The organism is Bradyrhizobium sp. CCBAU 53351 (assembly GCF_015291745.1).
GTDB lineage: Bacteria > Pseudomonadota > Alphaproteobacteria > Rhizobiales > Xanthobacteraceae > Bradyrhizobium.
In genome coordinates, this window is the sequence record NZ_CP030060.1 from 413,297 (window position 1) to 436,606 (window position 23,310).

At 62.4% G+C, this 23,310-nt stretch carries 22 protein-coding genes; 1 reads left to right on the top strand and 21 read right to left on the bottom strand.

Annotation, left to right across the window (positions count from 1 at the left end; translation table 11 throughout):
* Positions 1 to 2: 2 nt before the first annotated feature.
* The 20 genes from hypE to XH83_RS37020 form a co-directional block, all read right to left on the bottom strand.
* Positions 3 to 1,043, bottom strand: coding sequence for a hydrogenase expression/formation protein HypE (hypE, locus tag XH83_RS36925; protein ID WP_128929527.1), 1,041 nt, complete (start codon positions 1,041 to 1,043; stop codon positions 3 to 5).
* Positions 1,040 to 2,182 (bottom strand): hydrogenase formation protein HypD, encoded by a 1,143-nt coding sequence (gene hypD, locus XH83_RS36930; RefSeq protein WP_128955166.1) that lies wholly within the window; start codon positions 2,180 to 2,182, stop codon positions 1,040 to 1,042. The genes hypE and hypD overlap by 4 nt, the downstream gene beginning before the upstream one ends.
* The gene (locus tag XH83_RS36935) at positions 2,179 to 2,415 is read right to left on the bottom strand and encodes a HypC/HybG/HupF family hydrogenase formation chaperone (protein WP_128929525.1); all 237 of its coding nucleotides are present in this window, start codon (positions 2,413 to 2,415) and stop codon (positions 2,179 to 2,181) included. Before XH83_RS36935 ends, hypD begins: the two co-directional genes overlap by 4 nt.
* Positions 2,415 to 4,670: a carbamoyltransferase HypF gene (gene hypF / locus XH83_RS36940; protein ID WP_164933597.1), complete on the bottom strand. Its 2,256-nt coding sequence runs from the start codon at positions 4,668 to 4,670 to the stop codon at positions 2,415 to 2,417. The genes XH83_RS36935 and hypF overlap by 1 nt, the downstream gene beginning before the upstream one ends.
* 2 nt (positions 4,671 to 4,672) lie before the next feature.
* A complete protein-coding gene (gene hypB, locus XH83_RS36945) occupies positions 4,673 to 5,578 on the bottom strand; it encodes a hydrogenase nickel incorporation protein HypB (RefSeq protein ID WP_128955165.1) in 906 nt (301 codons plus the stop codon).
* Positions 5,578 to 5,919: a hydrogenase maturation nickel metallochaperone HypA gene (gene hypA, locus XH83_RS36950; RefSeq protein WP_128929522.1), complete on the bottom strand. Its 342-nt coding sequence runs from the start codon at positions 5,917 to 5,919 to the stop codon at positions 5,578 to 5,580. Before hypA ends, hypB begins: the two co-directional genes overlap by 1 nt.
* Positions 5,912 to 7,003 carry a nickel-dependent hydrogenase large subunit gene (locus XH83_RS36955; RefSeq protein ID WP_128929521.1) on the bottom strand — a complete coding sequence of 364 codons (1,092 nt, stop codon included), beginning with the start codon at positions 7,001 to 7,003 and terminating at the stop codon, positions 5,912 to 5,914. The genes hypA and XH83_RS36955 overlap by 8 nt, the downstream gene beginning before the upstream one ends.
* Positions 7,000 to 7,509, bottom strand: a complete 510-nt coding sequence (gene hybE, locus XH83_RS36960) for a [NiFe]-hydrogenase assembly chaperone HybE (protein WP_128929520.1) — start codon at positions 7,507 to 7,509, stop codon at positions 7,000 to 7,002. The genes XH83_RS36955 and hybE overlap by 4 nt, the downstream gene beginning before the upstream one ends.
* Positions 7,506 to 7,715 (bottom strand): rubredoxin, encoded by a 210-nt coding sequence (locus XH83_RS36965; protein ID WP_128929519.1) that lies wholly within the window; start codon positions 7,713 to 7,715, stop codon positions 7,506 to 7,508. The genes hybE and XH83_RS36965 overlap by 4 nt, the downstream gene beginning before the upstream one ends.
* Positions 7,712 to 8,575, bottom strand: coding sequence for a hydrogenase expression/formation protein (locus tag XH83_RS36970; protein WP_128955164.1), 864 nt, complete (start codon positions 8,573 to 8,575; stop codon positions 7,712 to 7,714). The genes XH83_RS36965 and XH83_RS36970 overlap by 4 nt, the downstream gene beginning before the upstream one ends.
* On the bottom strand, positions 8,572 to 9,018 hold the full coding sequence (locus XH83_RS36975; RefSeq protein ID WP_128929517.1) for a hydrogenase accessory protein: 447 nt from the start codon (positions 9,016 to 9,018) through the stop codon (positions 8,572 to 8,574). Before XH83_RS36975 ends, XH83_RS36970 begins: the two co-directional genes overlap by 4 nt.
* A gap of 253 nt (positions 9,019 to 9,271) precedes the next feature.
* Positions 9,272 to 9,568 carry a HypC/HybG/HupF family hydrogenase formation chaperone gene (locus tag XH83_RS36980; RefSeq protein ID WP_128929516.1) on the bottom strand — a complete coding sequence of 99 codons (297 nt, stop codon included), beginning with the start codon at positions 9,566 to 9,568 and terminating at the stop codon, positions 9,272 to 9,274.
* A gap of 26 nt (positions 9,569 to 9,594) precedes the next feature.
* Positions 9,595 to 10,173, bottom strand: a complete 579-nt coding sequence (locus XH83_RS36985; RefSeq protein WP_128955163.1) for a HyaD/HybD family hydrogenase maturation endopeptidase — start codon at positions 10,171 to 10,173, stop codon at positions 9,595 to 9,597.
* A gap of 16 nt (positions 10,174 to 10,189) precedes the next feature.
* Positions 10,190 to 10,933: a Ni/Fe-hydrogenase, b-type cytochrome subunit gene (cybH, locus tag XH83_RS36990; protein WP_128929514.1), complete on the bottom strand. Its 744-nt coding sequence runs from the start codon at positions 10,931 to 10,933 to the stop codon at positions 10,190 to 10,192.
* Positions 10,934 to 10,942: 9 nt separating this feature from the next.
* Positions 10,943 to 12,733, bottom strand: a complete 1,791-nt coding sequence (locus XH83_RS36995; RefSeq protein ID WP_128929513.1) for a nickel-dependent hydrogenase large subunit — start codon at positions 12,731 to 12,733, stop codon at positions 10,943 to 10,945.
* 29 nt (positions 12,734 to 12,762) lie between these two features.
* Entirely contained in the window at positions 12,763 to 13,854 is a 1,092-nt protein-coding gene (locus tag XH83_RS37000) for a hydrogenase small subunit (protein WP_128929512.1), read from the bottom strand.
* Between the two features lie 210 nt (positions 13,855 to 14,064).
* Positions 14,065 to 15,504, bottom strand: coding sequence for a nickel-dependent hydrogenase large subunit (locus tag XH83_RS37005; RefSeq protein ID WP_128929511.1), 1,440 nt, complete (start codon positions 15,502 to 15,504; stop codon positions 14,065 to 14,067).
* A complete protein-coding gene (locus XH83_RS37010) occupies positions 15,501 to 16,517 on the bottom strand; it encodes a HupU protein (RefSeq protein WP_128929510.1) in 1,017 nt (338 codons plus the stop codon). Before XH83_RS37010 ends, XH83_RS37005 begins: the two co-directional genes overlap by 4 nt.
* A gap of 69 nt (positions 16,518 to 16,586) precedes the next feature.
* On the bottom strand, positions 16,587 to 17,903 hold the full coding sequence (locus tag XH83_RS37015; protein ID WP_128929509.1) for a DUF3422 domain-containing protein: 1,317 nt from the start codon (positions 17,901 to 17,903) through the stop codon (positions 16,587 to 16,589).
* 117 nt (positions 17,904 to 18,020) lie between these two features.
* Entirely contained in the window at positions 18,021 to 20,132 is a 2,112-nt protein-coding gene (locus XH83_RS37020; RefSeq protein WP_164938218.1) for a methyl-accepting chemotaxis protein, read from the bottom strand.
* Positions 20,133 to 20,474: 342 nt separating this feature from the next.
* On the opposite strand from XH83_RS37020, the gene cybH (XH83_RS37025) reads away from it, so the two are divergent.
* A complete protein-coding gene (gene cybH, locus XH83_RS37025; protein WP_128929508.1) occupies positions 20,475 to 21,200 on the top strand; it encodes a Ni/Fe-hydrogenase, b-type cytochrome subunit in 726 nt (241 codons plus the stop codon).
* 2 nt (positions 21,201 to 21,202) lie between these two features.
* On the opposite strand, the gene XH83_RS37030 is transcribed toward cybH (XH83_RS37025), so the two are convergent.
* Complete coding sequence (locus XH83_RS37030) at positions 21,203 to 23,227, bottom strand: TonB-dependent receptor (protein WP_128930141.1); 2,025 nt, start codon at positions 23,225 to 23,227, stop codon at positions 21,203 to 21,205.
* Between the last annotated feature and the right edge of the window lie 83 nt (positions 23,228 to 23,310).

Here is a 23,310-nt window from a genome sequence, read left to right on the forward strand (position 1 = left end):
CCTCAGCAGATCCTCGGCAGTTGTTCGCCCGACAGCCAGTCGACGATCCGGCCACCGCCAAAGCTCGTCGCCATCTGCACGAAATGGTGATCGTCGGCCACGGCCTCGCCGATGTCGGCCGCATCACAGCCGAGCGGATGCGCGCGCATCGTCGCGAGCACGGCAGCGGCCGCCTCCGGGGCCACAATTGCAACCAGCTTGCCTTCGTTGGCCACATAGAGCGGGTCGAGGCCCAGCAGTTCGCAGGCCGCGGCCACGCCCGGCTTCACTGGGATCGCCTCCTCCTGCACACGGAAGCCGAGGCCAGACTGCTGGGCGATCTCGTTGAGCGCGGCGGCTAGCCCGCCGCGGGTCGGATCGCGCATCAGGCGGATGCCCTCTCCGCCTGCGGTGACCATCTTTGCCACGAGATCATGCAGCGAGGCTGAGTCCGAGACGATCTCGGTCTCGAAGGCGAGGTTCTGCCGCTTCGACATGATAGCGACGCCGTGGTCCCCGAGCGTGCCGGAGATCAGGACGCGATCGCCGACGCGAGCCTTCTCGGCGGATAGATCGAGGCCATCGGGTACGACGCCGACGCCGGCGGTCGAGATGAAGAGGCCGTCGGCCTTGCCGCGCTCGACCACCTTGGTATCGCCCGTGATGATATGGACGCCGGCCGCGCGCGCCGCCTCGCCCATAGATTCCGCGATCATCTTCAGGTCGGAGAAGCGAAAGCCCTCCTCGATGATGAAGCTCGCCGAGAGGTAGAGCGGCCGCGCGCCGGCCATGGCGATGTCGTTGACCGTGCCGTGCACGGCGAGCGAGCCGATATTGCCGCCCGGGAAGAATAGCGGCGAGACCACGTAACCGTCGGTCGTCATGACCATGCGTCCGGCTGCGACATCGAAGGCCGACTGGTCATTGCCGCGCGCCAGCCATTCGTTGCCGAAGGCCGAGTGGAAAAGACCCGAGATCAGCTGTGCCATCGCGCGGCCGCCAGAGCCGTGGGACAGGTCTACGCAGCCGTTCTTGATGTCGAGCTTGCGTTGATGGGCCTTCATGATGCCCGCCTCTGCTGATGGTCGCGGAAGCGGCCATAGGTCCAGTGCGCAGCGCAGGCGCCCTCGGACGAGACCATGCAAGACCCTATCGGCGTTTCCGGCGTGCAGACCGTGCCGAACAGCTTGCAATCGACCGGTTTCTTCACGCCGCGCAGGATGGCGCCGCATTCACAGGCCGGATTGTCGGCAACGCGGAGCTCCTTCATGTCGAAGCGCGCTTCGGCATCGTATTTCGCGAAAGCGCGCTTCAGCTTCAGGCCGCTATAGGGTACCTGCCCGAGCCCGCGCCATTCGAACTGGTCGCGCAGCTCGAAAATGTCGGAGACCTCCTCCTTGGCGCGCAGATTGCCGTCACGCTTTACAGCGCGGCTGTACTGGTTCTCGACCTCGTGCCGGTTCTCATTGACCTGCCGCACCAGCATCAGGATCGCCTGCATCATGTCGAGAGGCTCGAAGCCCGAGATCACGACCGGCTTGCCGAATTCTTCCGCGAAGAACTCGTAAGGAGCCGTCCCGATAATAGTCGAGACATGCGCAGGTCCGACAAAGCCGTCGATCTCGACCCGGCCGATGTTGCGAATATCCGGGCTCTCCAAGATGTTCTGCATCGCCGGCGGCGTCAGCACGTGGTTGCAGAAGACGCTGAAATTGGCGAGCTGCTTCTTTTCGGCCAAACGGATCATGACCGCAGTGGGCGGCGTCGTCGTTTCGAAGCCGATGGCGAAGAATACGATCTGGCGCTGCGGATTCTCCTCGGCGATCCTGAGCGCATCGATGGTGGAATAGACCATGCGGATGTCGGCGCCTTTCGCCTTTGCCTTCAGCAACGAGGCGCCTTGCGAGCCCGGCACGCGCATCAGATCGCCATAGACGCAGAAGATGATTTCGGGCCGTTCGGCCAGTCGGATCGCCATGTCGATGCGCCCCGCCGGCAGTACGCAAACCGGGCAACCCGGACCGTGGATCATCCGCACGTTTTTAGGCAGCATGTCCTCCAGGCCATAACGCGAGATCGCATGCGTGTGGCCGCCGCAGAATTCCATGAAGCGATAGGGGCGCTGCGGATCTGCTTCGGACTGGATCGCGTTCGCAAGCCCGAGCGCGATCTCCTTGTCGCGGAACTCGTCGGCATACTTCATGGCATGGCTCCCAGGGCCTCGGCGCTAAGCTCGTGCAGCAATTCCAGCGTCCGTTGCGCCTCTTCCGGATCGATTTTGGTAAGCGCGTAGCCGACATGGATGATCACGTAGTCGCCGATGGCGAGATCCTCGATGAGCGCGACGGAGATCTCCTTGCTGACGCCGTCGATGGACACAATGGCCATGTCGTCAGGCAGGAGCTTTGTCACCTCGGCGGGTATGGCAAGACACATCAGGCGGTTCCTTCTAAGCCTTGGTGTTCGAGAAGTTGCAGCCCCGCGATCCAGGCCTGACCCAGGCTTAGGCCGCCATCATTCGGCGGCAGTTGGCGCGGCAAGAGCGGGGTGAGCCCGGCAGCGATGCAACCGCGCGAAATCCCGGTGCTGAGGCGGGCGTTCAGGAAGCAGCCGCCGCTCAAGGCGACGGTCTCAAGTCCGGTCTCACGAGCCGCTTGGGAGATCCAATCGACGCAAGCGGCAGCGAAGGTGCCGTGAAACAGCCCGGCCCCGTCGGTGGGATCCGGCGCATCGACCACCAGACGGTCGAGCAATGGGAGCAGCGACAGCACGCCATTCTCGATCACCCAGCCGCCGGACACAACGCGCGGCTCGCGGACCCGCGCCTCTAGCTTCATGGCAGCCTCGCCTTCGTAGGTTTGTACGGTGCAGACCCCGAGCAGCCCTGCGGCCGCATCGAACAGCCGGCCGGCGCTGGTCGTCGTGGGCATACCGGGTTGTTCGAGCAGAGCCGATAGGCGCGCGGCCTGCGGCTGTGCCGCAAAGCGAGACGCAATCGCATCGCCGCGCCGAAGCGCGTGCAGCACGCTGGCGGCCATCCGCCACGGCTCGCGCGCGACCCGATCGCCGCCCGGCATCTTCAGCGGCGCCAGATGCCCGAGCCGCCGGAACCGCGCGCCTTCACAGGCAAGCAGTTCGCCCCCCCAATTGCCGCCGTCGCTGCCGTAGCCGAACCCGTCAAGCACTAAGGCAAGCACCGGACCTGCGATGCCATGCTCCGCCATCACCGAGGCCGCATGGGCGTGATGGTGCTGGACCGCGATCAGCCTGGTCCCGCGTGCCTCGGCGAAACGGGTCGATGCCATGTTCGGATGCAAGTCGTGGATCAGGGCGACAGGCTCGACGTCGAGGGTAGACAGCAGATGGTCCACAGTTTCCTCGAAGAATCGGATGCCTTCTGCGGTGTCGAGGTCGCCGATGTGCTGGGAGACAAAGGCCTCGTTGCCGCGCGTCACCGCCACCGTCGACTTCAGCGCTCCGCCGACGGCAAGCAGGGGCGCCACCGAGCGCGCAAGCCGGACAGGCTCCGGGACATAGCCTCGCGCACGCCGAATGAACTGGGGCCGTCCGGCGACCACCGCAGCCAAGGAATCATCGGCGCGGGTGACGATGTCGCGGTCATGCGTGACGATGAGATCGGCGATGCCGGCAAGTCGTTGCTCCGCTTCGCGATTATCGATCAGCAGCGGCTCGCCGCTGAGATTGGCGCTGGTCGCGACAATCGCCCAGCTCTCGCCGACCGGCGCATGCGCCGCATTCAGCGCATCGAAAATCAGGTGGTGAAGCGGTGCGACCGGCAGCATGATGCCGATGCGCGCCAGCTCCGGCGCGATTGACTGCACAAGGCGCCCGCGCGACGTCAGCAACACGATCGGCCGCGGCCGTGACTCGAGCAGCGCAAGTTCGACAGCGTCGGCCTCGGCGAACTCGGCGACTGCCTCCAGCGTACCGACCATGACGGCGAAGGGCTTCTGATCGCGCTGCTTGCGCAGGCGCAGTTGCCGCACGGCCGCATCATTGTGAGCATCGCAGATGAGCTGATAACCGCCGAGGCCCTTGATCGCGACAATCTTGCCGCCCGCGACGGCGGCGGCGATCTCGGCGATGCCATGGCTGAGCCGCGGCCCGCATCGCGGGCACGCAATCGCCTCGGTATGGAAGCGGCGACTGCCGGGGTCAGCATAATCAGCGGCACAGGCTGCGCACATCGCAAAGCGCTTCATTGCGGTGGCCGGACGATCATAGGGCAGCCGCTCGGCGATGGTGTAGCGCGGACCGCAATGCGTGCAGTTGATGAAGGGATAGCGGTGGAATCGGCTTGCCGGATCGAACAGCTCGCTCAGGCATTCCCGGCAAGTCGCGGCGTCCGCGACGATGCGCGTCGACACCCTACCCTGCTCGCTGGTGCGAATCGAGAACTCCTCGGTGGCGGCGGCGCCGATCGGCTGAACCGAGATCTCGTCGATCCTGGCAAGCGGCGGCTTTTCCAGTGGCAGCGCGGCGACGAAATCGGACGCCCGCTCGCCTTCGACTTCGATAAGAACGCCGTTCGGATCGTTGGCGACGAAGCCGCCGAGGCGATAGCGGGTGGCGAGACCATAGACGTAGGGACGAAAGCCGACGCCCTGCACGGCGCCACGCACATGCAGGCGCAGCCGCTGTCCGTCCCGCGCTGTGGCCTTGTCGCTCATCCTCACTCCGCTGCCGTCATCTCGGCCGGCTTCGCCTTCGAAGCCCGCTTGCGGAGCCAGGCATAGAAGGCCAGGAAGCCTTCGCCGGTGCGCGCCGACACCGTCAGCACCTCGATCCTGGGATTGACCCGCCGCGCATATTCGATGGTCCTGGCGAGGTCGAAATCGAGCACGGGCGCAAGATCGATCTTGTTGATCAGCATAAGCGCGGAGGCAGCGAACATGTCCGGATATTTCAGCGGCTTGTCCTCGCCTTCGGTGGTCGAGAACACCACGATCTTGCAGGCTTCACCGAGGTCGAATGCCGCCGGACAGACGAGATTACCGACATTCTCGATGAACACGACCCCACCGTTCAGCCAGGGCAGCCGGTCATAGGCTTCACCGACCATGGCCGCGTCGAGATGGCAGCCCTTTCCGGTGTTGACCTGGATCGCCGGCACGCCGGTTGCGCGGATGCGCTCGGCATCGTTGGAGGTTTGCTGGTCACCCTCGATCACGCCGATCGGGAAACTGTCCTTCAGCTCACTGACGGTGCGGACTAGCAGCGAGGTTTTGCCGGCTCCGGGGCTCGAAACCAAGTTGAAGGCGAGCACGCCGTCGGCACGGAAGCGAGCGCGGTTGTCGGCGGCGAGTCTGTCGTTCTTGCCGAGAATATCGCGTTCGATCTGGATGATGCGATCGCTGCTCATGCCCGCGATCTGTTGGCCGGCGGCGTCTGCACTGCAGTCGAGCAGGCCCGTATCGCCAGGCCCATGATCGTGGCTTCCGTCGTGATGGTGGTGGTGATGGTGACCGGGGCCATGGTGGTGATGATGACCTCCATGAGCGTGCTCGTGATCCTGATTATGATCATGCGTATGTTCGTTGGACGCTTTGCCGTCGCTGCAGCCGCAGACCGTACACATCAGTCGACCTCCAGTTCCTTCACACGCATCTCTTCGCCGCCGGTGACCTGCAATTGATAGCTGCCGCAGGATGGACACGGCTCGTAGCGCTGCTTGATCTCGACGTTTTGCGAGCAGGCCATGCACCAGGCCGTGCCCGGCGTCGCGATGATCTCGAGTCTTGCGCCTTGCGCGATGGTCCGCGCCGCGACGGCCTCGAAGCAGAATTGCATTGCGTCCGGCGCGACATGGCTGAGCGCACCGATCTCTAAACACACCGCCTTCACTCGCAAGAACGAGCGCTTGCGCGCCTCTTCCTCGACGATCCCGATGATGCCCTCGCACAAGGCCATCTCATGCATGGCTGGCCTCGCGGAAGCTGACGCTGAATCCGACGCAGGGGTCGAACGCCCCGACAAGTGTCCGCACCGCGTCTTGGCCCTGCCGGCCGGCGGAGAGGAGCGCGCCCTTGAGGCTTCGCACCAGCGGTCCGCGTTCGTGAAAATTCCACTCGGTCGGAGCGATATATTCGAAGCCGACGATACGTCCTTCCTCATCGAGCTTAACCGCGTGATGGAGCCGGCCTCGGGCGCATTCCACTGCCGCTGCGCCCCGGCGCTCGCCGAGCCGATAGCTCGCAACGACGCCATTATCGGGAGCGTCCCGCCTGGCGTCCAGCCAACAGGTGAGCCGGGCGATCTCGTCGATGCGCGCTCTCACGCGCGCGGCGCCGCTAGCACTTAAGGACAAAATCTGTTCGCGCTGCGCCCGCCGCGCCCAGACGCCCGTTTCCGGAACCTTCCCGCAGAGTTCCGGCGCTTCGGAATAAGCCGTCCCTTCAGCCATGAGGCGCGTCACGATCTCAAGATCGTCAGCGGGGGTCAGAAAGAATTGGTCGGCCGCCGGCAATGACATCACCTCACGATCGCAGCGCGTCAGATAGGTGGAAAGTACGCTGCCTGGCGCCGGAGGCTGGTGTTCACCCGAAACTCCGAGCGCGCGGAGCGCAGCCTTGACGTGTGCAATGACATCGCGGCGCACGGTATCTGGCACGGTTTCAACCGCACCACTGAGAGTGGTGCTCGCCTGTATCATGCTTCGCACTGCGGGTGCGCTCTCCTGATCGAGTTCGAGGCCTGCGACGAACAGGCCGCGTATCAATTCAGTTAAGCGCTCGGCGACAACGGCCGTGAGACGATGCATCGCTATCGGCTTGATCGTCTCCAGCCCCTGCGCCGCCTCGATTGCTGAAAGGAAGGCCACTTGGTGGGCGACCGAGCATAAGGAGAACAGGCGCGGCAGCACAGGGATGAGCGCGCTTGCCGGCTTTCCGGCAAACAGCCTCGTCAGGGGAGGCCGGCTCCGTGGCCGGATAGCAACGTCCGAAATTGTGGTACCAGTGAGCCACACCATTATGTCAATTTCGTTTCGAAAGGGGCGACTCATCCCGGCCGCTCCGTCAAGGTACCGCGCAGGAAGCTCCGACGATCAATCGGGGTCGTCGGTGGTTCGCGCCGGCGGACCGCCTCCTCGCTGTCGGCCGGCAGCATCAGCTCGGCAAGAGCGGCGTCAGCCGTTGCTCGCGCCGATGCCATGTCCGCAAATTGGAACATTGGCGAGAACAGCGAGCAGCTAGCGATGCGGCCCATTTGCACCTCGCTGAGGGTAAATTCGATATCACCGGCTGGAAAGCGAATACGCACGGTCGCGCCCGACCTATCCCCAGCGGCGCTCGCCGGCATCACCACGTTCATGAACCAAGGAGTGACCATGATGCCGACAAACGTTCCCTCGAAGCGACGGAAACCAATGGCCTCAACATCGAGGGCCTCGTTGTAGATTGGCAAATCGCGCATCGCGCGCTCGCCGATCTGGCGATACATTCCTGCCAATAGCTCGCCCCATGTCACCGCGTCGGCGTCGCTGGGAGAGCTTGGCGCGCTGGCAGTCATGTTTCGATCGCCATGAACTTCGATTTCGGGGCGTCGCAGTTGGGGCATCGCCACTCCTCCGGCAGAAGTGAGAACGGTGTGCCGGGTGCGATCTGCGCCACCGCATCACCATCGGCCGGATCATAGACGGTCCAACAGATGCCGCATTCAAGCCGCGCAGCCTCAGTGACGTCTTGGCGCACGCCAAAGTTCTCAAAGGCGCTCATTTGAAATATGCCTCAATGATTTCTTGGAGCCGTTCGGCGGAATCCTCGAAATCTTCGTCTGCAGCAAGCGCAACCGTGGGTACCCCGCCAACTTCCAGCGTGTCGAGGATGATGGTGTCCATGGCGTTGAAAAACTGCACCGACCAGACATTGCGAATGCCAGTCGACAGCACCCGACAGGTGCCATAGCCGCGCGAGACAAGCTGGATCGGCCCGTTCCGAATAGTCTCCTGCAAAAAGCTCATATCCACCGGGCTCATCGGCAACAGAGTGAAATTGATGATCTGCGAGCGGATGCCAGGACGCCAGGCTAGCGCCCGCTCGCGGATCTCGGCGAGCACCGGTAGGACGTTCATGGCGCCTTCAGGGGCCTGTCCGATTTCGAAATCGGCGGCTGTCAGATCGGCTGCTGCGCGTCTGACGATCTCGGGAACAGCGCCTACTTCAATATATTCGGAAGCCGCGTCAGTTTCGATCCTGACACGCCAGATCCCTGCGAGCACCGATTCTTGAATCTGCGCCAGCGATCCGTCCGGCAGCGCTACGACGCCGCCGACCTCCCCCTCGCCGAGAACATCGGCGACGAGCTTGCTTTCGAGATCGTTGAGATTGCCGAGCCGGAACAGTTGCGAGGGTGCGTCCGCCCTTTGACCTGCAATGGCCTCCGCGATGTTGGAGAGCAGCGTGACGGCTTTGGGGCAGTTCTTAGCGAGCTCGACACTGTCTAATGTTGCGAGTCTTGCGAGTGCGCCGGCCGCCGTCAGGCTGCCACTTGAGGCATTGAGACTCTCTTCTCCGATAGGGAACACGCTGACGGGTTGCTCGGCGCCTTCCGGCGCATCCCAGAATCCGACCTTCATAGCTCGACACCTTTTGCGCGATGCTGGGGAACAATGGTAACGGCAATGGCTGCGCTTTGCCCGCGCGGGCGGTCGATCAGCTTAGTGATGCGGTCGACATAGACTGACCAATCCTGGATCTTGGCGATCAGCCCCAGCGTCTCGCCCTTGGCCACGAAGATAAGGGTCGGCTGCACTCGCACCCCGAAACGTTCGCCAAGCGCCTCTTCGGCATGGGGTGCAATGATCGCGGCGCGCAGGCGGCCTCCGAACGCCGTAACCAGCTCAGGCAGCACTACGGCGACATCAATGGCCTCCGGAAAACGGTTGGGATTACCCGCCGATAGCAGCACGGCGACAGCACCGGCTTGGTCGGCATGTTTAAGAAAATGATCGACGGTCGCGACATCGACCTCATTGAGGCCATGCCGACTGAGATCATGCCGTCCTACCTGGAATTCCATTTGACCTCCCAAAACAGACTTATCTTTCTGATCGGGATAGTGTTAGCAAGCTGCGTGCCAGGGACAGTCAGGATTTATGTAGTTGAATTCACTGATCTATTTTCAACGCCATCAAGCCGAGTGGATGCGAATGATAAGCTACTTTCCACTACAAACGAAAGCCTTCTTTCCAGACTAGAAACTTGTCTTCCGGCGAGCACCTCGGCCAGCGGCTGAGGTCAGCCGGCCAAGTCATTCTAGGATGACAACCCGCTTAATCAGTCAGGAGGTGCGCAGGCAATTGCGGTTCGCGGTCGATCAGATCGGCGAAGAAGCAGTCGAAATCGTTGCCGTCGAGCGCTGCACCGAGACCGTCGATGGCAGCCGCAATCAGGCACGCTTCTTCTTTCTCAAGTAGGCGGATCGCCGTGTCGATGTAGACCAGCACGTGGGCACCGGCCGGAGGATGCGAGAGCAGAAGCACGGAGACGCGGCGTTGCTCGCCGCGAAACTCGCACAAAGCCGAAATTCCATCGGTCTCGACGATAGTCATCGGCAGTCCAAGGCACATCCGTCTTCTCCGGCACGCTCCGGCGGTCAGGCCGGCCGCATCTCGTAACTCGCATGGTCGATGTCGTTGGCGAGCAGGCGCTCGGAGTCTGCCAACGGCGTATCGCGCAGCTTCACCTCGATGCCCCACTCGGCCAGAACTTTGCAGGCAAGCTCGATGGCCGGTGCGATCTGATCGCGTACGGACGCCGTCAATGGACCTCCCCAGTCTTCGAGATCGAGCGGTTGGCAGCCGATCAGGACGAGGTGCTTCGGGCAGCGGCCGAGCAGGTCGGCTGCGCTGATCACCTCCTGGAAGCCGGTTTGATGCAGACTCATCTTCTTCGCGCCGGTGAAGCGTGGCACCTCGTCGCCGCGCACGAGCTTCAGCTTGCCTGGCGGCAGACCATAATCGATGGCATCGAACACGAGCAAGCGATCAGCGTCCTCCAGATAGTTGACGAGATAGAGCCCCTGCGTTCCGCCATCGAGAATCGTGACATTATCAGGCACGGCGTAGCGGCGGTGGAAGTCCTCCACCGCGCGCACGCCAAAGCCTTCATCGGCCCACAGGATGTTGCCGATGCCGAGCACCAAGATGTGGTCGTCGTTTGGGGCGTTCAACATCGAGATCGTTCCAGTTTCAGTCACGGAATTGCCGTTCGCCCGAGATCATCGAGGAGATGATACTCTGGCGTGACATGATGTCCTCGCGGATCGCAGCGTAGATGTGTACCATCACGAACACGACCAGCGCCCACATGCCCAGATGATGCCAGGTGTGAACGTCCTGGCTGTTCGGCCAGATCGAGAACACCCAGCCGAACAGTTTGTGCTGCCAGCTATCGATGCCTTCTCCTTCCGAATAGAGCGCAAAGCCGGTCACGATCATGAAGGTCACGAACAACGTGAAGCCCGTGAACATCGCGGTCTGCGCCAGCGGGTTGTGCCCGACATACATCTTCGGCTGACGTTCCAGGAAGGCGTACCAGCGGATCTCGTGCCAGACTTCCTTCCAGAATTGCCGGCGATGCACCGGCAGATAGAAGATCTGCCGGGAATGGTGGTTGCCGGTGAAGGCCCACAGGATACGCGCGAGGAAGAACACCGCGAGCACCTGCCCCGCCGCGAAATGGGCGAAGCGCATATAGCCCATCACGAAGTTGGCCGACGCCTCCCCCTCGACCGCCGGCAGCGGCGTCCCGATCAGAAACCCGGTGACCATCAGGATGATGATCGAGAACGCGTTCACCCAATGGCAGATGCGCACCGGCGCTTCGTAGACATAGACGGTGGGCCGGCCCACCGCATGCTCGCCAGCAGCATCGGCCGCGATCGCCGTCAGGTCCGGCTCGCTTTCCACCGGGGGAGCAATTGCATCCATCATGGCCGCCTCCTACCTGACCTTGACCTTGGCGAGTTCCTGGCCGTCCGGGCTCATGACGTGCGTCGAACAGGCAAGGCACGGATCGAAGGAATGGATCGTGCGCAGGATCTCGAGCGGCTGCTCGGGATTAACCATCGGCGTGTTCATGAGCGAGGCTTCGAACGCGCCGATGTTGCCTTGCGGATCGCGCGGCGAGCCGTTCCAGGTCGTCGGTACCACGCACTGGTAGTTGTCGATCTTGGTTTCCTTGATCTTGATCCAGTGCGCGAGCGCGCCGCGCGGGGCCTCGGTGAAGCCAAAGCCCTTGGCTTCCTTCGGCCAGCTCTCCGGTTTCCACTTGTCGACATTCGCGGTCGAGCTGTCGCCGGCTTTGATATTGGCAACGAGCTTGTCCTGGAAATAGCGCATCTGGCGTCCGGCCCAAACAGATTCGAGCGCGCGCGCCGCGGTGCGGCCGAGCGTCGAGAACAGCGCCGACATTGGTAGATCGAGATCCTTCAGGAATTTGTCGACGGGATCCTTGAACTCCGCCTTGTTCTGCGCATAGCCGACGACCCAGCGCGCGAGCGGGCCGACCTCCATGGCATGTCCCTTCCAGCGCGGCGCCTTGATCCAAGAATATTTGCCGCCTTCGTCGAGCTGTTCGATCGCGGTCTTGGTACCCTTTGCATTGGGTCCGAGTTCGTAGTTCGGCTCCGTGATGCCATCCCAAGGATGAAGGCCCTTGGTTTCGTCGGGATACTTGTACCAGGAGTGGACCACGAACTCCTGGATCTCGTCGGGATTGGCGTGATCGACCGGAAGCACCTCGGAGAGATTGCCGTTGATGATGGCGCCTCGTGGCAGCTTCAGGTTCTTGGCTGAATAGTCGTTGGCATGTTCTGGCACGTCGCCATAGGCGAGCACGTTCTGACCCGAAATGCCTCCACCATAGAGCCAGTCCTTGTAGAACGAACCGATCGCGGCCACGTCAGGCAGGTAGACCATTTCGTTGAATTCCATGATGCGGTCGATGATCGAGGAGATCAGGTTCAACCGCTCCATGTTGATGGCACCGACAGCACCTGTCCCATCTACGTTGATCGGACAGGGCACGCCGCCGACGAGCCAGTTTGGATGCGGATTCTTGCCGCCGAAGATGGTGTGGATCTTGACGATCTCCTTCTGGAAATCGAGCGCCTCCAGATAATGCGCGACCGCCATCAGATTGGCCTCGGGCGGCAATCTGTAGGCTTTGCTGCCCCAATAGCCGTTCTTGAACGGACCGAGCTGTCCGGACTCGACGAACTTCTTGAGCCGGGTCTGCAGATCCTTGAAGTATCCCGGCGAGGACAGCGGCCAGCTCGAGATCGACTGGGCTAGCGTTGATGTCGCGCGCGGATCGGCCGAGAGTGCGGAGACGACGTCGACCCAATCGAGCGCATGCAGGTGATAGAAATGGACGACGTGGTCGTGCACCTGAAGTGCGAGCTGCATCAGGTTGCGAATCGAGTTTGCGTTTTCGGGGATGGTGATCCCAAGCGCGTTCTCGACCGCGCGCACCGAGGTCAGCGCGTGCGTGCCGGTGCAGACGCCGCAGATCCGCTCGGTAAATGCCCACGCATCGCGCGGGTCGCGGTTCTTCAGGATCACCTCGATCCCGCGCCACATCGTGCCGGTCGATACGGCATTGCGGATCACGTTGTCGGCGTCGACATTGACCTCGACCCGCATGTGTCCCTCGATGCGGGTCACGGGATCGACGACGATGCGTTTGCCGGAATTGTCGAGATTGAAGCCGTTGGGAGTCTGGATACCCATGATCGTTTCTACCCTAATGTGTCTTTTGATCAGCTGTTGTGGCCGGCGTCTTCGCGCTTGCTGGCAAGCCGCTTTACCGCAGTGACGGCGGCGTGCGCGGCCACCGCCGCACCCACGGCGCCCGCTGCCGCCATGCCGATCTGATCGGCGTTTTTCTCGATGCCGAACTGCTTGATGTTGGTGAGGCGATCGTAGAACGAGCCCTTGTCCCAAAAGCCGTCCTCTGAGCAGCCGATGCAGCCGTGTCCCGATTGGATGGGGAATGAGACCCCCCCGTTCCAGCGCACGGTTGAGCAGGCGTTATAGGTCGTTGGCCCCTTGCAGCCCATCTTGTAGAGGCAGTAGCCTTTGCGCGCCGCCTCATCGTCCCACTCCTCGACAAACTGGCCGGCGTCGAAATGCGGGCGCCGGTAACACTTGTCGTGGATGCGCTGCGAGTAGAACATCTTAGGCCGGCCCTGGCGGTCGAGCTCGGGCAGCTTGCCGAAGGTGGTGATGAAGGTGACGACGCCGGTCATCACTTCGGCGATCGGGGGGCATCCCGGCACCTTGATGATCGGCTTGTTGGTGATGACCTTGTCGATCGGTGTGGCCTGGGTCGGATTGGGCTTTGCCGCCTGTACGCAGCCCCAGGACGCGCAAGCGCCCCAAGCGATGATCGCCATCGCGTCCTCGGCCATCATCTTCAGCTTTTCGACGAATGGTTTGCCGCCGTCGATACAGAACATGCCGCCCTCGTTGAGCGGCGGATTACCTTCAACGGCCAGAATGTACTGACCTTTATGCTTGGCACGGGTCTCCTCGAGGATCGCTTCCGCCTGATGGCCCGCGGCCGCCATGATCGTGTCATCGTAGTCTAGCGAGATCATCGACAGCACCGCATCCTTCACCAGGGGATGCGCGGAGCGGATGAAGCTCTCGGAGCAGCAGGTGCATTCGAGACCGTGCATCCAGATCACGGGCACACGCGGCTTGGTCTCGAGCGCATTGGCGATGCGGCTCGCCGCCAGCGGGCCGAGGCCGAGGCTCGTCGCGGTCAGGCTGCAGAACTTGTGAAAGCTTCGACGCGTGATGCCTTGCCGCCTGATCACGCTGTAAAATGTTTCCGTCGCCGTGCCCATAAATCCTCCCGCCGTCAGCTTTGGCTTTCAATGACGCTTAGGGACAGCAAGAAGCAGGCCAACTGCGTGGCGCAAAATGAAATTAGAGGAATGTCAAAAGGTTGCGAGATCTGAATTGTGCAAGACGCGAAGATCGAGCGGCACTGCACGAAAGAAGCGGAAACAATTCGATTTGCAGGCGGTAACGAGGTTTACGCCGCCGAGCCCGTTTCAATGCGCAGTGCACACCATGCAAGGATCGAACGAGCGCACGACATGCTGAACCGCAACGGAACGTGCGCCAGCCTCGCCCACATCGGTGCCGACCAGCGCCTGTTCCAGAGGGCCTGCCACGCCGAGGGAATCGCGCGGTGAAAAATTCCAGGTGGTCGGCGCGATGATCTGGTAGCGCTCGATCTTTCCACCGCGCACCGCCACCCAATGCCCGAGGCTGCCGCGCGCGGCCTCGACGAGACCGACATATGCCCCGTCGGGCATCTCCTGCGAGGGAGCACAGAACGGTTCCGAAAGTCGTAGCGCGCGGGTCCACTGCTCCATCGCAAGTGCGATGCGCGCAGTCTCGATCAGCCGGGCGATCACACGGTTGCGGACATTGGTGCCGCTTGGGGCGACGAGATCGGCTATCAGCGCTTGCCCGGCCACGGTCTGGCGCGCAATCGCCCCGACCTCGACCGGCTGGCCCGAAAGCCGCGGCGCCTTGCACCAGCTATAGGCGCCTGCCTTGTCGGGATCAGGTACGGTGTTGCTGTGCGCAGGATCGGAGGAGCAATCCCGCATCCATGCATGGGAAACGTCCTCGCTGATCTGACTCAGCGGCAACGGCTCCACAACCATGTCTGGACCAACAATGCCGCGCGGGAACAGTCCGCAATCGGCGCCTTGATAGGCGCCATAGCTCATCAACACGCCCGGTCCCTTGCCGAGCTCACTGAGCGCGAGGCTGTCGGCAAGCCTGAGGAAATGAGCGAAATCACCGCTGCGCCCCGCGCGCCAGCGGTCGAGCTCGTCTGCGGTCGAGAGCGACAGCATGTTCTCTAGAGTATCGGCGAACACTGTACGTTCAAGGAACGTGCGAAATGAGGTCACGATCGACAACAGCCGTACGCGCTCGCCGAGTTCGATCGCGCGCGTCGCGCCGCCCGGCTGGAAGGCAAGGCTGTGTGGCCATTTGCCAGCAATGATTCCCATAGTCTCGAGCAGCCGCGCCCGCGCCGGCAGCGCATCGCGCGCCGCACTGCCGCGGGTGGCCGCAAAGCGCTCGCGAGTCTCCTGGTACCAATCCTGCGAAGCGTAGGCTTCACGGGCGAAGTCAGGCATGAAGAAGATGTAGAAATGCGTAAGATGATCGGCGGCATTCTCTGCCGCGTGCGCGATATTAGTGGCGAGCAGACCGTTCGGCGCCGCCTCGGTTCCCATCGCATGGCGAAGCGCGGCAGCGGCGGCGACCGACTGCGAGACCGAGCAGATGCCGCAGATGCGCGGCGCCAACACCAGCGCATCAAGCGGTGGCCGCCCCTCCAGAATTTGCTCGAACCCGCGATAGAGCGGCGCCGTCACTTCGGCGCGCTGGACCCGGCCGCTTTCGACGTCGAGGCGGACTTCGAGATCGCCCTCGACGCGGTTGAACGGGCCGATCGTAATCCTCGTCATGGCGTGCGCTTGGCCGTGGTGCGGCCGGGCGGCACCACCACATGATCAGCGGTCGCATTCAGCCTCACGCGCCGCGGAGTCGCCGATTTCGACAACGCCGCGAGCGCGACGAACCAGGCTTTTGGCATGTCGGTCGGCAAGCCGACTGGGATGCCGGCAAGCTTGGCGGTCTCCAGGAAATTCTGCGCGTCTTCGAAGCCAGGTGACGTGCAGGCGATGCAGGCATAACCGCCCTTCGTGCAGGAACCGCCGCCGTTCCAGGAGCGCTGGTTGCAATCGCCGACAGCCTGAGTCGCCTTGCAGCCGAGATGCTCCATGAGGCAGCCGCGCTCGGACATGGTTTCGGCGCTGGCCTTGAACTCATAGAACTCGTTGCGGGAGCAGCCGTGATGAGCAAGATGGTTGGCAACGAATTTCGGTCGGCCATAGGTGTCGAGGTCAGTCGCTGACAAGTCCTTGGACGTCAGTGCCAAAATGGTTTCCATCATCCAGCCCGGATGCGGCGCACAGCCAGCCACATTGATCACCGGCAAGCCGAGCCGGGAGCGGAAGCCTGCGCCGAGCGCGCCGCCAGCATCGGCGCCCTCGAATTGCAGCCCGACCGCGTCGGTTGGATTGGCGCCGGCGGCTGGCACCCCGCCATAGGCGGCACAGCTTCCGACCGCAACGACATAGTCCGCCCGCGGCGCGAGATCTAGCATCCAGTGGTAGATCGAGCGGCCCGTGCCCGCGAGCATGTTGAAGCGGCCGCTATCGTTCGGGCCGCGGGCAACGGAGCCTTCGAGGAGCAGTAGGTCGAGCGGCACCCTGCCCTCGCGCACGGAGTTGAGCACCTCGGCCGCTTCCTCGCCTGTCTCCTCGCTGACCGAGGGATGCCACAGCAGGTTGATGCCGAACTGCCTCAGTTCGTCGAACCAGCCGGAAGAGCCGCTTTCGAGGATCGACATGGTGCAACCGCCGCAGCTCGCGCCTTGCAGCCAGAGCAGGTTGGTCATTCCGTTCGATTGGCTCATCACTTGCCCTCCAGCTCCACCAGCTTCGGCCGACCCGGCTCGAATGGCAAGCCCTCGGCGCGAAGGAACTCAGTCATGATCGCCCGGCGCGCCTTCATGTTTAAGGTGCCTCTGGCGGATCCGGTGCGTGATGATCCAAATTAGACCGACGGCAAATGGTACGAACAATGCTGTCGCGAGTGACGGCTCGACATGCAAGCCGCCGTCATGTGCGCCCTTAGCGAGGTAGCCGAACAGGCTGACGACGTAATAGCCGATCGCCGCCACGGAGAGGCCTTCGACGGTGCTCTGCAGGCGCAATTGCAGCTTGGTGCGCTCGTTCATTGAGCGCAGCAGGTCACGATTCTGCTCCTCCAGTTCCACGTCCACCCGCGTGCGCAGGAGATCGGCGGCGCGCGCTAGCTTGATCGATAAGTTGGCCTGGCGGTCCTCCATCGCGGCGCAGGTGCGCATCGCCGGCGCCATCCGCCGGGCAAGGAAGGACGACCAGGTCGGTCGCCCTCCGATCTCGCTTCCTTCGATCACGCCAAGGCGGGCCTGCACGATGTCGTAATAAGCCCGGCTCGCGCCGAAGCGGAACAGGCTACCCGCTGCGCCGCGCTCCAATGAGGCGGCCAATGCGGTCAGCTCCGTGAGGAGGTGATTGTTGAGCTTGAGGTCCTCGGCGCCCTGCATCTCCTGGAGCACTTCGACCAGCCGCCGCCCAATGTGATCGACCGAGGGCGCGAGCTCGAGCGCGGCCGGCAGGCCGAGCAGCGCCAGCGTGCGATAGGTCTCGATCTCCAGCACGCGCTGCACAAGAGCGCCAAGCCGGCCCGGCGACAGGCCGTCGTTGCAGATGAGAATGCGGACAAAGCCCTGCGCATCCGCACGAAAGTCGGAAGCGACGACCGCAGGGCCGCTGCGGACTGTCGCCATTGCGAGGCTGCTCTTATCAAACAGCTCCTCAGCGCGCGCGACGGCCGCTTCGGTCTGCTCCACCTCGAGCCTCACCGCCACAAGCAGCTGTCCCGTTTGCGGCAGTGCCCGGATCAATGCGGTAAGTTCGTCACCGATGGGAGCGAACGCCAGCGCGGATGCCTCATTACTCCAGATCCAGGTGAAAGTCGTGAATTCGGAATGCTGTTCCCAGCGTAGCGAAACTGCTCCGATTGACACCTGGTGGTGCTTAGCCGACACCTCGGGTGCCGCCAAGCCCTGCGCGGTGCAAAAGCCTACAAAGGCCTGCCGGTCGGCGGCCGCCGCTTCTCCCTGGCCCAAAAAAGCAAATCGCAGCACTGCGAGAGGCGCGGAGAGCCGCGTGAACGGACGCGCATGCACCTCACCCAACACTGCACCGCGTTGCGGGTGCAACGCGAATCCGGCCAGATCCAGACCATGCTCCATCGACGATCCCTAGGATACCGGTTTGCCCACGCGAGGGTGCCGGCTTGTCCGTTGACTAGCGCAGGTCTCTGGCACTTGCGCAATGGTAGTCGCAGGCGTCTCGCATTGCGAGCCAGACTACGCCGCGACGACGTTGGCCATGAAACGGTCAAGCTCCGCGCGCAGGCGGTGGCTCGCCTCGGTTAGTCCGCGCGCTGATTGCAGCACGGCGGAAGCCGCCGAGCCGGTCTCGCTTGCTTCGCGATTGACCTGCTCGAGATTGGATGACACCTGCGCGGTGCCAGAGGCCGCCTGCTGCGCGCTCTGTGCGATCGCCTGTGTCGTCGCGGTCTGCTGGTCGACGGCGGACGCGATCGAACCCGAGATGGCGGAGATATCGCCAATGATGCCGGCGATCGACTTGATCGCGGCAATCGAATCTCCGGTCGCTTGCTGCATACCTTCGACGTGAGAGCCGATCTCCTCCGTCGCACGGGCGGTTTGGCTTGCAAGCGACTTCACCTCGGCTGCGACGACGGCAAAGCCGCGGCCCGCCTCTCCGGCGCGGGCTGCCTCAATGGTGGCATTGAGCGCGAGCAGATTGGTCTGCTCTGCGACCGCTGTAATCAGCTTCACGACATCACCAATCCGGTGCGAGGCTTGCGCGAGCGTCGCGATGCGGGCGTCCGTGCTCTTGGCCTGGGCTACCGCATTACCGGAGATCGCATTCGAGTTGCGGACCTGGGTGCGAATATCATTGATCGACAGCGACAGCTCCTCGGCCGCCGAGGCGACCAAACCAATGCTGCTCGACGATTCTCGCGCGGCGCCGACCACCGCGTTGGTCAGGCCCCCTGTCGCCTCCGCATTGCGTGACAGCGTTGATGCTGCTGCTTCGAGTTGCTGAGCAGAACCCGAAATGCCGTTGACGATGTCACCCACCGCGGCCTCAAAGCCGCCAGCGAATTTAGCGAGCTCAGCGCGCCGCAGCTCGGCCGCCGACCTGTTACGCTCTTCGATCTCCGCAGCTTCGCGTTCGGCGCGCTCAATGGCTTGCCGCTTGAAGCTCTCGACCGCGCCAGCCATCTTGCCGACCTCGTCGTGCCGACCGAGCCCCGGCAGCACGATCTCATAGCGGCCGTTTGCCAGCTCGATCATCGAGCTGCACATCGCGATGACAGGTTTTGCGATACCGCGTCCGATCGCAAAGGAGAGCACGAGGCCAATTGCAATCGAGGCGAGCGCAAGGGCAACCACTACCGATTGACCGTGGATGATTTGCACCGCGGTCTTTTTCTCGGCATCAGCCTGCTCCGCCAAAGCCACTCGCTTCAGAGAGGCGGCCGCCCCGGATAGTCCGTGACGCAGCTTCCACATGTCCGCCATCAAACGATCGATCTCTTGGCCTGCGGCCTCCACTCGGGCGAACCCATCTCGGTAAGACGCGACGAGCTCGTCGAGCGCCTGTCCGCCGACGTCCGGCGAGCGACGCTCTCGCACGATCGCACCTTTAAACCCTTCTATTCTCTGTAAGACGTCCCTCGCGAGGACTTCATCGTGGAGCTTCAATTCTGTCGTTACGAGGCGATCGATCGTATCGAAACGCTCAATGATATTTTCTGCTTGAGCGCCCGGCGCCTTCACCTGATCGAGCGCGGTCCGGATGACGTGCGCCTGTCCGCCCATCGTGGCTGCCGAGCGATCGATCCCGGCGCGCAGCGCCAACACTTTGTTGAAGGAATCGGTATAGGCGCGGTAGGCTTCGAACAGTTCCTTTATCGACTGCTGCCAGCTGAGAGTTGCAGTCTCGGTTTTGGCTGCCGTGATCGTTCGCTCGAGCAAGCGTCGCGCCTCTTCCGCGGCAGCTTCCGCCTCCTTTATGCCCGTCAGGGCGTAATAGCGCGCGTTGCTCTGGTATGCCGAGAGCGAGCTGTCGATTTCGCGCGCATAATCCGATTCCGACATGCTGATACGATAAACGTCGAAGCCGTCGAGGATCGCCTCATAGCCAAACCAGGCGCCCGCCATGGTGCCCGCCGACAGCAGCAGAACGATAGCAAATCCCATCATGATTTTCAGGCGAATTGACAGGTTGGCGATGACTGGCTCGCTTTTCGGCAAGCTCATGGCCGCTGCATTCATCCGGCCCTGTGTCTGGAAGACGCCTGCCCGGCGCGATGCGCCGCCGCGCCGAATGAAGCTCAAATCCATATCGCAAATACCCGGTTCGCTGGAGCTGGAAATGAGCAAACGATGTGCCGTCTCTCCTAATCATCGGTAAATTGCAGCGAGCTGCCGCGCAGCAAGTGTCGTGCGCCGGGTAAGGAAGCTCGCTGCTCATGCAGGGAAAAAGACCGCGAACCCACGTGGATGCAGCGGAAAATAGCAAAGAGGTTCAATAAAGATATGAAAGCAGGATTTCCACCTGCGGTTAAAGCGGGTTTCCAATTCTTCGTTGCGTAGGGCCGCTGAAGCGTGAAGAAAAAAATTGCAGGGCGGTGATTTCGCGCCGGCATGCGCGCGATATTCTCGATGGCATGCGCTGATTCGTTTGTTCGCTGCGTCGAATCACTCTCAATGCAGGAGCATGCGATGACGAAAATCTCGGAGATTCCGGGTACGCTGGACGCCGTCGGCGCCGTCGGCACGGATCGCCAATCAATCTATGTCTATGAGGCACCGGTACGGATCTGGCACTGGTTAAATGCGCTAACGATCTCTCTTCTGGCCGTTACCGGTTATCTAATCGCCTCGCCGCTTCCCTCGATGCCTGGTGAAGCTAGCAATTGGTACACGATGGGCTACATCCGATTTGTTCACTTCGCGTCGGGACAGGTGCTCGCCTTCGCGTTCCTTTATCGCGTCTACTGGGCGTTCGTCGGCAACCAGTATGCCCGCCAGTTGTTCGCGTTTCCGATCTACAACCGGATCTGGCGCTGGGGCCTTTTGTACGAGCTGCGATGGTACCTGTTCCTAGTGCGCTACCCGAAAAAATACGTCGGCCACAATCCTTTGGCCAATACTGCGATGTTCTTGTTCGTGATTGTGATGATCCTGATGATGCTGACCGGATTTGCACTTTACGCTGAGGGCGAAGGTCGCGACAGCTTATGGTATGCGCTGTTCGGCTGGTGGTTCTCGATCTTCCCAAACAGTCAAGACGTGCATACAGTGCACCATCTCGGCCTCTGGTTCATTGTGACTTTCGTCATCCTGCATGTATATGCTGCCGTGCGCGAGGACATCGTGTCGCGTCAGAGCATGCTATCGGCCATTATTACCGGCGAACGGACGTTTCGCGACTCGCGACCTGACTGATATCAGAATGTGCCCGCTAGGGTCACTCGGACGGTCAAGGGTTCGACCGGGTGAAGCACATAGTCCATCACACCAATGGCACAGACTGGCGCAGGGGCGGCATTGGCGGCACAGAGATTGTAAAGTTTGTCCGTCTTCAGCAGGGAGCCATAGGCATAGGTGATCTGGTTCGCCTTGCTGTTGAGGAGGTTGAGCAAATCGAGCTGGAGGCGCCAGCCCTTGTCGGTGCGGTAGCCGATCCGCGCGTTGAAGATGCCGGTAGGTTGCGATCGGAAGGCGTTGTCTTCCGTCAGCGGACTGGAGGCGAGATAGCGCCAACGCAGGGCGCCGAACCAGCCCGTCTTCGCGCCGAGCGAGATGCCGGCGGACGCCATCATGGTCGGTGCGTTAGGGATATAGTTGCCGGGCGCGTTGCCGATCTGCGCGGCGGGATAGCCGGCGAGTGAGGCATAAACCTCCGCCTGGTCGCTGTCGTAACCGCGAAAGCGCGCATGGGTCATCGCGAGATCGGCGTCGACGTCAATCCAAGACCGTGGGCGGTAATGGTTGGTCCATTCGAATCCATAGCGGCGGCTCGCGCGCGCCGTCGTGGTATCGCCGGCATCGCCTGAGAACAGGATCTCGGAATCCTGGTCGAGGACGAAGAGGCTGAGCGAGGTGTCGAGATCCGGGACGATCCTCGAACGCACGCCGACCTCCGCGCCCCTGGTGCGGACCAGCAGCGGCGAGCGCGGCAGCTTTGTCCCGGGATCGCTCGGATCTTCCGTCGTCGTCGCACCCCGCGCGTCGTTCGAGTGCATGCCATAGCCGGCGCCGAAAAAGAACTCGGTCTTGTTAAAGGGACCGACCACGATGCGAAGCTTGGGACTTCCGATCGTAGCGTTGGCATGGCCTGAGTTGTTCGCATCGAACAGCGACGTCACGTCGGCCGCGTAATAGTCCCCGCGCCAACCGACCGTGGTCCTCAGCCAGTCCGAAAAGTGCAACGTACTCTCGGCGTAAGCGCCGATGCTGCCTTCCCCGACCTTATCGCTGCGTACGTTGGACAGGAAACTGCGCCGGTGGGTGTCGGTGAGCGCGAGATCGATGGCGTCGTAACGGGACTGCAGGCCGAAGGTCGTCTGCATCGGCAGCCCAGCGAATGAGCCATCCATCGTCCGTGCGATGTTAGCGCCGGCCATTAGGCGGCCGTCGTGCTGGTGAAATTGGTCGCCGACAACGGGATTGGCCAGGAAATAAGTGAAGTTATTGTAGAGATCGAGCTCGCTCTTGACGACATAAGCGTTCGCCTTCCAGGCCCCGGAATTATCGCTCTGCGCCACGCGCGCCGACAGGGCAAAACGGTTTGCGTTGCCGCCGTCAGTCGGGTCTTCAGATCCAAACCGATCCATCAATCCGTCCGTCATGGCGCGCTGCGGCACCTGATCGGTCGAATTCCATCTGTTGGCGTAAGCCATGCCCGTGACCGACACGCCGTCGGTGGCCGTGCCCTGACTGTAGCGCAAGAGCCCATTGAGCTTGCGGAGGTTGTCCGGGTTGTCCCAGGGGCCGTTGTAGGTCCCAGCCTCGCCGGCGAGGAGCAATGTCCCATCGCCGAGCCTCGTCGAATCCATGCCGAGGAAGCGGCGATATCCAAAGCTGCCGGCGGTCATCTGCGCTAGCCCCTTCACCGTGCGGTCGATCAGGCCGATATGCACGGCGCCGGCCGAGGAGAAGTCGCCTTCATCGGCGAAGTAAGGCCCCTTCTTTACCTCCATGGCGGCGATCGCTTCAGGAATCAGCCAATTGAGGTCGGCATAGCCCTGGCCGTGGGCGTGAGTGCGCATGTTGGCAGGCACATCATCAACATAGATCGCGAGATCCGTGCCATGATCGAGATTATAGCCGCGCAAGAAGTACTGGTTCGCTTTGCCCTCGCCGGAATGCTGCGTCACAATGAGCCCCGGTACAGCTTCGAGCACTTCGCCCGGGCGCATCACGGGCCGCGCGTTGACGTCTTCGCCTGATACTGTGATCTGGCTTGCCATGCTCGACGCGGGAGCCAAGGCCGCGCTGCTCTTGGCCGATACCGCTGAGGCTTGCCCGCCCAGCTGGCTACTGGACCCTATGC

Excerpts from the sequence above, each read along its gene's own strand:
- hypE (WP_128929527.1), bottom strand. The coding sequence starts at position 1,043 with ATGAAGGCCCATCAACGCAAGCTCGACATCAAGAACGGCTGCGTAGAC.
- hypD (WP_128955166.1), bottom strand. The coding sequence starts at position 2,182 with ATGAAGTATGCCGACGAGTTCCGCGACAAGGAGATCGCGCTCGGGCTT.
- XH83_RS36935 (WP_128929525.1), bottom strand. The coding sequence starts at position 2,415 with ATGTGTCTTGCCATACCCGCCGAGGTGACAAAGCTCCTGCCTGACGAC.
- hypF (WP_164933597.1), bottom strand. The coding sequence starts at position 4,670 with ATGAGCGACAAGGCCACAGCGCGGGACGGACAGCGGCTGCGCCTGCAT.
- hypB (WP_128955165.1), bottom strand. The coding sequence starts at position 5,578 with ATGTGTACGGTCTGCGGCTGCAGCGACGGCAAAGCGTCCAACGAACAT.
- hypA (WP_128929522.1), bottom strand. The coding sequence starts at position 5,919 with ATGCATGAGATGGCCTTGTGCGAGGGCATCATCGGGATCGTCGAGGAA.
- XH83_RS36955 (WP_128929521.1), bottom strand. The coding sequence starts at position 7,003 with ATGAGTCGCCCCTTTCGAAACGAAATTGACATAATGGTGTGGCTCACT.
- hybE (WP_128929520.1), bottom strand. The coding sequence starts at position 7,509 with ATGACTGCCAGCGCGCCAAGCTCTCCCAGCGACGCCGACGCGGTGACA.
- XH83_RS36965 (WP_128929519.1), bottom strand. The coding sequence starts at position 7,715 with ATGAGCGCCTTTGAGAACTTTGGCGTGCGCCAAGACGTCACTGAGGCT.
- XH83_RS36970 (WP_128955164.1), bottom strand. The coding sequence starts at position 8,575 with ATGAAGGTCGGATTCTGGGATGCGCCGGAAGGCGCCGAGCAACCCGTC.
- XH83_RS36975 (WP_128929517.1), bottom strand. The coding sequence starts at position 9,018 with ATGGAATTCCAGGTAGGACGGCATGATCTCAGTCGGCATGGCCTCAAT.
- XH83_RS36980 (WP_128929516.1), bottom strand. The coding sequence starts at position 9,568 with ATGTGCCTTGGACTGCCGATGACTATCGTCGAGACCGATGGAATTTCG.
- XH83_RS36985 (WP_128955163.1), bottom strand. The coding sequence starts at position 10,173 with ATGTTGAACGCCCCAAACGACGACCACATCTTGGTGCTCGGCATCGGC.
- cybH (WP_128929514.1), bottom strand. The coding sequence starts at position 10,933 with ATGATGGATGCAATTGCTCCCCCGGTGGAAAGCGAGCCGGACCTGACG.
- XH83_RS36995 (WP_128929513.1), bottom strand. The coding sequence starts at position 12,733 with ATGGGTATCCAGACTCCCAACGGCTTCAATCTCGACAATTCCGGCAAA.
- XH83_RS37000 (WP_128929512.1), bottom strand. The coding sequence starts at position 13,854 with ATGGGCACGGCGACGGAAACATTTTACAGCGTGATCAGGCGGCAAGGC.
- XH83_RS37005 (WP_128929511.1), bottom strand. The coding sequence starts at position 15,504 with ATGACGAGGATTACGATCGGCCCGTTCAACCGCGTCGAGGGCGATCTC.
- XH83_RS37010 (WP_128929510.1), bottom strand. The coding sequence starts at position 16,517 with ATGAGCCAATCGAACGGAATGACCAACCTGCTCTGGCTGCAAGGCGCG.
- XH83_RS37015 (WP_128929509.1), bottom strand. The coding sequence starts at position 17,903 with ATGGAGCATGGTCTGGATCTGGCCGGATTCGCGTTGCACCCGCAACGC.
- cybH (WP_128929508.1), top strand. The coding sequence starts at position 20,475 with ATGACGAAAATCTCGGAGATTCCGGGTACGCTGGACGCCGTCGGCGCC.
- XH83_RS37030 (WP_128930141.1), bottom strand. The coding sequence starts at position 23,227 with ATGGCAAGCCAGATCACAGTATCAGGCGAAGACGTCAACGCGCGGCCC.